Annotated in this window: 10 protein-coding genes; 5 read left to right on the top strand and 5 right to left on the bottom strand. The window is 63.8% G+C overall.

The window, feature by feature from the left end; genetic code table 11:
* The 5 genes from EPN51_RS03105 to EPN51_RS03085 form a co-directional block, all read left to right on the top strand.
* Positions 1-240: hypothetical protein (locus EPN51_RS03105; RefSeq protein ID WP_293036324.1), on the top strand; the 240-nt coding region annotated here is incomplete at its 5' end.
* Between the two features lie 70 nt (positions 241-310).
* Positions 311-463: a hypothetical protein gene (locus EPN51_RS03100; protein WP_293036321.1), complete on the top strand. Its 153-nt coding sequence runs from the start codon at positions 311-313 to the stop codon at positions 461-463.
* A 131-nt stretch (positions 464-594) separates the two neighbouring features.
* Positions 595-1,065, top strand: a complete 471-nt coding sequence (locus EPN51_RS03095) for a hypothetical protein (protein ID WP_293036318.1) — start codon at positions 595-597, stop codon at positions 1,063-1,065.
* Between the two features lie 174 nt (positions 1,066-1,239).
* Positions 1,240-1,404: a hypothetical protein gene (locus tag EPN51_RS03090; protein WP_293036315.1), complete on the top strand. Its 165-nt coding sequence runs from the start codon at positions 1,240-1,242 to the stop codon at positions 1,402-1,404.
* Between the two features lie 52 nt (positions 1,405-1,456).
* Positions 1,457-2,173: a hypothetical protein gene (locus EPN51_RS03085; protein ID WP_293036312.1), complete on the top strand. Its 717-nt coding sequence runs from the start codon at positions 1,457-1,459 to the stop codon at positions 2,171-2,173.
* Between the two features lie 63 nt (positions 2,174-2,236).
* On the opposite strand, the gene EPN51_RS03080 is transcribed toward EPN51_RS03085, so the two are convergent.
* From EPN51_RS03080 to EPN51_RS03060, 5 genes are all read right to left on the bottom strand, one after another.
* Positions 2,237-2,680 carry a hypothetical protein gene (locus EPN51_RS03080; protein WP_293036310.1) on the bottom strand — a complete coding sequence of 148 codons (444 nt, stop codon included), beginning with the start codon at positions 2,678-2,680 and terminating at the stop codon, positions 2,237-2,239.
* 10 nt (positions 2,681-2,690) lie between these two features.
* The gene (locus EPN51_RS03075) at positions 2,691-3,389 is read right to left on the bottom strand and encodes a DUF433 domain-containing protein (RefSeq protein ID WP_293036307.1); all 699 of its coding nucleotides are present in this window, start codon (positions 3,387-3,389) and stop codon (positions 2,691-2,693) included.
* Between the two features lie 485 nt (positions 3,390-3,874).
* Complete coding sequence (locus tag EPN51_RS03070) at positions 3,875-4,339, bottom strand: hypothetical protein (protein WP_293036304.1); 465 nt, start codon at positions 4,337-4,339, stop codon at positions 3,875-3,877.
* A 491-nt stretch (positions 4,340-4,830) separates the two neighbouring features.
* Positions 4,831-5,682, bottom strand: a complete 852-nt coding sequence (locus tag EPN51_RS03065) for a hypothetical protein (RefSeq protein ID WP_293036301.1) — start codon at positions 5,680-5,682, stop codon at positions 4,831-4,833.
* A gap of 95 nt (positions 5,683-5,777) precedes the next feature.
* Complete coding sequence (locus EPN51_RS03060) at positions 5,778-7,328, bottom strand: hypothetical protein (protein WP_293036299.1); 1,551 nt, start codon at positions 7,326-7,328, stop codon at positions 5,778-5,780.
* Between the last annotated feature and the right edge of the window lie 177 nt (positions 7,329-7,505).

Here is a 7,505-nt window from a genome sequence, read left to right as displayed (position 1 = left end):
GCCGACCCCACCACCAACATCCCCCAACCGGCGCAGGAAACCCCTGCGCTCGCCTGGGCCGACGACGACTGCGACGAACCAGCCACACAATCAGCGCAGGCCGCGGCCGACGGCTGGGACGAACCGGGCACGGAGTCATGGGCCGCGACCATCAACTACGCCGTGTTCCTGATCGCCTGCGCCCTCATCGCCGCCGCCGTCGTCGGGGTCTTCGCCTGGGTCTCTATGAGTTCGGTGTGAACCCGCCCAGACCTACTGCGCCACCCCCGCGGTTGATGCAACCTGCAAGCACACACCAGGAAGGCTAACTATGGACAACCAGAACACCGACGAAGTCGTCGCCGCCGTAGCCGCGTGGAAACGCAACGAACCGGGCGCCGGCCGGGCCATCGCCGAAATGCTGCGGCACCACCCCCGCAGCGGCGACGTCCTCGACGAAATCCGGCGCGTCATGGGTGTCTGAAACCACAGCCAACCGCAAGAGCAGAGTGCCGCCAGGGCCGTTCCCCTGGCGGCACCTCTGTTATGGCGTTGTCGCTCAACATCAGCTGTCGTTTTGCGCCGACTGGGTGCGCGGGTGCGCAATGATGGCTCATGGCCACGACCGGGAACGTGCTCGTCCTCCTGGGAACGATCGTCACGGCCTATGGCCTGCTGGTCATATGGCACCAGAACTCTGACACACCGCAGAAGTGGCGGGCATGTCTGCGCAGACTCGCTGCGACAGCTAGGCGGTGGGTGCGCTTCGGCCGGCCAGTGCATCACACAGTTGATGCCCACGTCATTGTCGGTACGACGATGGAGGCGGCCGCTCGAATGCACGCCCCCCACATCGGCGCCGACTCCGACCAGCTGGCGCGCATCGGGCGCGCGGTCGACGAACTCGCAAACAGGGCGGCCAGCGAACGGGCAGAAGATTCGAGACGCAACGCGGAGCTAATCAAGCAGGAAATCAACAACTACCGGGCCGAGCAGCGAGCCGCCACGTTGCGCCAGACGTCGATAGCCGGGGTCGGCGTGGCGCTGGTGATTGCGGGGACCTTGTTGCTTCTGCTGGCCGGCTAGCCACCGAGCCCGCACGTCACACATGAGTACGTAACACGTCTGCTCGAATACAGGTCGCCCGGCCGATGGTAATGGGTTGCGGGGCAACTGTTTTCGGTCGTGTTTGCCGTTAACCACCCCAGGCCGCGCCCCTTCGTGCAACCATCGCGACCAATAACCACCCGGGAGAACAGCATGACCCCATCAACCCAACTCGCAGTCATCGCGCTCATCGCCTGCGCGGTATGCGTGGCGCTCCTCGTCGCCGCACAGCGACACATCACCAAACTGCAGGAACGAGCGGACGGCTGGCGCGGCATCGCCATCCAGCTCGCCGCCGAACTACGCGGAGGGTACTAACCACGGCGCGCCTCTGGGCCGGCGAACGGCAAAAACCCAGACAATAGGAGGCGTGACTCCGATACGGCCGCCGGAACCCGTGGTGCTTAATGAACCCGGTGTGGTTCGTTTTGCAGCGGGAAGTGCCGGTGGGGCGCGATCACACACCTGGCGAATCCAGGGCAAGACCAACGCCTCTGGGCACGACGACATCTATGTCGGAACCCGACGAACAATGCATGCCATCAAGATCAGCCTGCATGACGCGAAGCCGCCGAGATATCCCGAGCCGGCGACCGTTTTTACGTGGGACGAGCGAAACCCTGAGAACGGTCAACTGATACGCAAAATGAGCCTCTATATGGGCCGGACCGATCCGGTTGCCCCCGGATGGCGCCATGAACTCGAAATAATGACACCGACAACGACTTTCGGCACCTTCGCCGAAACGCCACCCTTAAAGCCAAGTGAAGTCATTCAATGGTGGACTCCGCCGCCGCGCCCCGAGCAATTATCTTTCCACCTCTACGTCGGCGACCCAGACGCGGCGATAGCAGATTTCAGCAACCACATCGGTTTGGTTTGCGCGATGCGGCTATCCAGCGGACGACGGCTCGTGGTTCTCGCCCAATCGACGTCGATGGACGACTCGGTCGGTCAGGCCATTCAACAACACGCCGAGGGCTTGCCCGCCGACCCGAAACTGATACACCCCTTCTGGCTACGCAAAGAGCCTGGCGGATCACCATTCCTGATCGATCTTGCGGTCACGCATCGCCCAACCGAGTAACCGGAGACCGTGTTCAATTACGGACCGGGTTAGGGGTCGGCAGCCCAGATCCGCTCGCCGCGTTTATGCGCGTTCCGCGGCGCCGGGCGCGAACTGCATCACCTCAACACCATTCCGTCGTACTGACAGCCACCAGGGCCCGTCCGGCGTTCGATCCACATGGTTCTCGATGCTGGCCCAACGAGTCGCCAACCGCACGAACTGATCCCACGCAGGCTTGTTACCGATGTCGCCGTGCAAGTGGATCACCTTGAGCTTGTGCGCGACCGCGAGTTCCGCCTCGGCCGGCCGTGTGCGCAGCCGCTTGTCATTGGTGATGATCACCCAGCCACGATCCCCGACGATTGGTATCCAATCGGGATCGGCGATCCCCCGCGGCAGCAATTCCTCAACCGGGTGACGGCTGAAACGTGCGGTATCTCTGCGTAGCGTAACCATGCCGTTGCCGAGGCTGAGCAGGTTCTCGTCGACGACGTACTTCACGTCACCGAGTCCCACTATCGCCATGATTGGGGGTCTACGCAGCCGCCAGCCGGTACCTCTCCGTGTAGGCGATGGCTTGATCCACCTGCTTGATACTTAGCCCGTACTCTGCAGCCAGAACCTCGTGCGGCTCACCGCTGTTCGCCATGCCGGCAATCGTCACTGGCGACACGCGGCGGCCAACGAACGTCGGCTGCCCGCTGTATCGCATCGGATTAATCACAATGTCAGGGAAGTCGGAATCGGCGGGGATTTCAGCGAACATCGGTTCGCCGTTCTCGTCATTTTCAAGGGCGGACCGCTTCGCGAGCCACCGGGCGTCGCCGAGCAACTGCTGACCAGTGCGTATAACGACCTCTTGCTCCGAACCATCGTCCTTTATCGTCACTTCGCGGTCCCAGGACGATAAAAAAGGGCGCATGTGGGCCAACGGATATTGCATATCGAAAACGCGGCGCAGCTCGTCAATCGCCGCCCGCAATCGAGGAATCGGAACATTCTTGATATCGCGGAATTCGGCGAGCATCCGCGTCTCAACGAATTCCCCCCACGTGACCCATGGCGTATCGCGCGGAGTGACGCGCAGAATCGGGGCATAGCTCTTGCCGGATCGTTCGTAGCCGTTGATCCAACGCCGAGCCGTCCCGCCGCGAAGACCGATCAGCCGATCCACCTCGGCGTACACGTAGACCTCACGATCCAGCATCGAGGTAACCGTCATGGCCGCAAGCATGACACAACGCTATCGCTAGCCGGCGACACTTGGCCCGAACGGAACTGATGTGGACGCGAGAGCGAAATGGGTCGTCGCTTGGCTGGATAGGCGACGATGACCGGTCGGCCGGCTTCGAGCGCCCCGACCCGCTCCTCGAGGTCGGCCACGCGGCGCCGCAGCGACCACCATCGCCACCGCCACTTCACCGCGCACCCACGGCCACATGGTGTTTCGTCGAGCCGATCACCGTCGCCGCCCTCATCACTCGGCCCAGCTCGGCCGCGGACGCGGCGGCTCACCCGGCACCGCATAGGTACAGCAACGGCCGTGGCCGGTGTGACAACCAGCAAGCACCCGCTTACTGCCCTTGACCCGCGCCGAATGCTGATGCCGGCCACCGCAATGCGGACACAACACAGTGATGCCACCGCGCGACTCCGCAACCACCTCGGCCACACCTTCAAGCCAGCCATCCGCGGTGTTTTCGCAGGTCACAGCGCTACTCATTGCGCGCCCTTCACCAGCCGCAACCGCGGATCATCGGTCGGCGCGACCGGTGCGGCAACAGCGCGCTCCGCGGCGCGCCGGCGGCGGCCCCGGCGCTGCGCATCCTCCGTTTGCTCGATCTGCCACTCGAGGCGGCGACGCGCAAGCGGGTTCAATCCGTACTCGGCGTCCGCCTTTTCAAGCCTGACCTGCGCAAACGCGCGTTCCTTCGCGGTGGTAGCGGCGTAGAAGTCGTTCGTCAGCACCGCCACCCGATACAGGCCGTTGATGTCGACGTCGACATATTCGGGCGCCATCGGGGATTCCCACAGCTCGGCCCACCATTTCCGGGACAGCGGGTGCCAGTCGAAGCCTTCCGGTAGCGGAGGGGCCTCGATATCGTGGTCGGCGGCCAGGAACGCCCTGGTAGTGGCCTTATTTCGGCGTTTGCGCACCGAGGCGTCTTTGAGGGGGCGCGGCATGGGGTTACTTCCTTCGGTCTTTGCTGGCTTCTCGCCAGCTTTGCTGTTAGCCGGACGGGGCTATCCACCGTCATGCATAAATCGCTGCATAAAACGTGGGGAAACGTACACAGATGCGTTCTTGCGCCCGGTCGGTGAATCTTTTTGCCAGGTCAGGGGGTCCCCCGCACCCCTTTTGACCTGCGCAAACACGGAGCCTCCATTGGGCACGTTCCTTCGAATATGCGCGACCATCACCTGCTTTATGCATGAATATTCACTCAATATGTATGCACGGCCCGGATAATGCATAGGCTCTCTAGTTTGCTGGCGCAGGTTCATTAGCTGGCCCTGCCCGACTGCCGATAGCCGCGCTGCCTCTTGCCGCGGCTGGTTGGCCACCAACCGCTGGGGCGTCCATCCACCCGGTGGCTGACCGGCTGCGGGATCGACAGCGGCGGCAACGCTGCCGCCACCTCGACGAACGTCTCTCTTCCTGTCTGGCCTTGCCATCACGGCCGCTCCACGGCTGAGTCCAGGTCGGCACGTGACTTCGCGTCGCACCCGGCGAGCGGAAGCGAATGGTAGTGGTAACGGTCTTCCGAGACGGTTGCGCCGTCGACGTGTCGGTGGAAGCTGGACAAGTTGTATTCGGCGACGATGCGGGCTTGCTCATCAACGGCAGCGCTGCGTTTAGCCGCACCGTATTGCGGTGCCCGCGCGGCGAAGCGTTCTTCCAGCCATGAAGTGTCAACGCCCTTGGACTGCAGGAGAATCGGCAGGCTGTCTACCAGCATCCCGAGCTGCTCGTCTTTGGCGCCGGCCAGGATGCGGTCAACCACAGAGATGTAGTCGCCGTCTTTAGCTGCCTCGACCTGCATCTTAACCAGATCCCAGGCGCGTGAATTGCGTTGCTCACCAGCGGAATCGAGCGGCTGAGACAGTGCTGCGCGTTCTTGCTCGACCTTCGCCTTGGCGAGTTCCTCCCGGTTGCGTAGCACGTCTACCTGCCGCTCAGCGTCGCGCCAGGCTGGGGTTTCCCGGAACGCGTCGAGGTGTTCGCGGATAACTTCTCCGGGGTAGCGGGGGTCGCTGGCGGCGGGGGTGATGGCGTCGCGGTATGCGTCGAAGGCTTGGGCTAGGTGTTCGAAGGAGTCAGCGGCGCGCTGGTATGGGGTCGAGTGCGGCGAGTGTGTCCGGGCCGGGGTGTTCGGTAGCCGCAACGTGAATTCGTTCTGCTGAAGGTCTCGCGGGCCCATAGAGTCGGCCGGTCGTTCTGGTCGTGGAGCCGTCCACTGCACTGAGCCGCGGGCGGTCCCCGCACGATCGGCGGTTAACTGGTCGTAGTAATCTTGTGCGGACATTGTGGGTCTCACTTTCCGTGATGTGTTGTGGGAGTGGAATATTCATTTATTCGGACAGCGTTTACCGGATTCAGTTGTGAGTCTTAGGGTTACGGCTACGGTCGGCCGCCGTATCTCCACCGTTGCAACCGCTGTTGCGACTCGGCCCGGCGTTGCATCTCGTCGACATCCTTGACCACAGTGTCGTGGAAGTGCACTGAATAGTCGTTACGGCCACCGACCGCGGCCGGGTCCGGCATTGGCATCTGCTGACTTGCGATTGCGTGCATGTCGCCCCACTGCTCGGCGTTCAGGATCGGCTCAGGCTTGTTCGTCATGTTCGCTGCGATGCCGCCCGGCATCAGCCATCCGCCCGTGTCGTACACGCCCAAGAGGCCGCCCAAATCGGTCGGTTTGATCGGTGGCGCGGCGGGTTGCGGCTGCGCCATTGGCCCGGACTGCGGCACCGGCGGGGCGACCGGATTGGGTGCCGGGTTGGGCACTGCTGGCCCGCCTGGTGTCGGGGACAACGCCGGCGACACAGAGGGCGCCGCGGCCACGAAATCCCCAGTGCCCGGCGTGGCTATCGGCGCCGCCTGCCCCACCACCTGCTGGCCAGGCATCTGCCCGGGCTGCACCGGACCAGACGGGGAAGGCGTCTGCAGACCCTCTTGTTGCCCTTGCGCTTTCTCGCCTGTGGTGACAGCTGCGGCCATGTTCGGCAACTGCGGCATGAACTGCTGCGGCGAAGTCTGGAAGAACCTGGGTACACCGAATGGCATCAGGATTTCGGTCAAAGCGTCGCCGCCGATGCCTGCTAGCTGGAAGCCATATTGAACGCCACGTTTCGCGGCCTGCGTACCGATACCGATAAGGAACGACGAAGCCTGACCGGCGGCCTGACCGCCCGCCCCGAACGATCCGGCGGTAGCTGCCGCTGAAATCGCGGTCGACGCAGCCGAAGCGGCCTGGTCGATCAAACCGTTGATGGCTTGGGCGCCCATCTGCATGGCGCCCGAGAAGAAACTCGAGCCCGCCGCACCGCTACCGCCAGCCCCGGCAGGGATATAGCCTTGTGTGCGGCCATCTTTCCCACCGGGAGTACCCATGGCGCCCAACGGGCTACCGTCGGCTTGCTGACCGAGCATCGCCGCGAGCTGGCCGGGAGCCCCACCCGTGAGCGCGGACCCCATACCGCCGCCACTGAGCAACGCCTGAAGTTGGGGTGGCACAAAGAACTGCTGATCCTTGCCCGGGTAGCCCGACGCGATCGAATGAGCGTGCACATGATCCATGTGGTTCTGCGTCGGGTTGCCGCGGTCCCCGTACATTTGGAAGCTGCCGTCCGGGTTGTGTTGCCCGTGCTGCCATATCGTGTAATCCAGACCCAGCGCTCCCGCGTTCTGCATCAAGAAATTGGACAGCTGGTCGCCAAGGGCTTTGCCCTGCGGCGTGTTCCAGCCGGGGATCATAAAGTCGAGCGCCTGACCAGACGAGTGCTCGTTGAACCCGTCCGGCGGGCGGTACCCGCCGACGCTCGTGATTTCGGGGAACAACTGCTGAATCAGTCGCTTGGTGCGAATGCTGCTGTTCTGCAGGCCGCCTTCGCCGCCGCCGCCGCCGAGCGGTGCCGACGGGTTGAACCCACGCTGCATCGCCGCGAGCAACCGCGGATCCGGCCCTGGGATCGGAGGCACCACGCCACCGTCGTCGAAGCCCGGCAGCCGCATTCCGCCGTTCAGCGCAGCGACAATCGGCGCGGCACCGCGGTCCATCGCCGACTTACGCACCACACCCTCACCGGCCGAAACCCGGGCCGTAGGGACACCGTCCGCGCCGACACC

The organism is Mycobacterium sp. (genome assembly GCF_004298145.1).
Lineage (GTDB): Bacteria > Actinomycetota > Actinomycetes > Mycobacteriales > Mycobacteriaceae > Mycobacterium.
This window is presented reverse-complemented; position numbering and strand designations above follow the sequence as displayed.

What these genes read in the sequence shown, in the direction of transcription:
- EPN51_RS03100 (WP_293036321.1), top strand. Translation starts at nt 311, where the DNA reads ATGGACAACCAGAACACCGACGAAGTCGTCGCCGCCGTAGCCGCGTGG.
- EPN51_RS03095 (WP_293036318.1), top strand. Translation starts at nt 595, where the DNA reads ATGGCCACGACCGGGAACGTGCTCGTCCTCCTGGGAACGATCGTCACG.
- EPN51_RS03090 (WP_293036315.1), top strand. Translation starts at nt 1,240, where the DNA reads ATGACCCCATCAACCCAACTCGCAGTCATCGCGCTCATCGCCTGCGCG.
- EPN51_RS03080 (WP_293036310.1), bottom strand. Translation starts at nt 2,680, where the DNA reads ATGGCGATAGTGGGACTCGGTGACGTGAAGTACGTCGTCGACGAGAAC.
- EPN51_RS03075 (WP_293036307.1), bottom strand. Translation starts at nt 3,389, where the DNA reads ATGCTTGCGGCCATGACGGTTACCTCGATGCTGGATCGTGAGGTCTAC.
- EPN51_RS03070 (WP_293036304.1), bottom strand. Translation starts at nt 4,339, where the DNA reads ATGCCGCGCCCCCTCAAAGACGCCTCGGTGCGCAAACGCCGAAATAAG.
- EPN51_RS03065 (WP_293036301.1), bottom strand. Translation starts at nt 5,682, where the DNA reads ATGTCCGCACAAGATTACTACGACCAGTTAACCGCCGATCGTGCGGGG.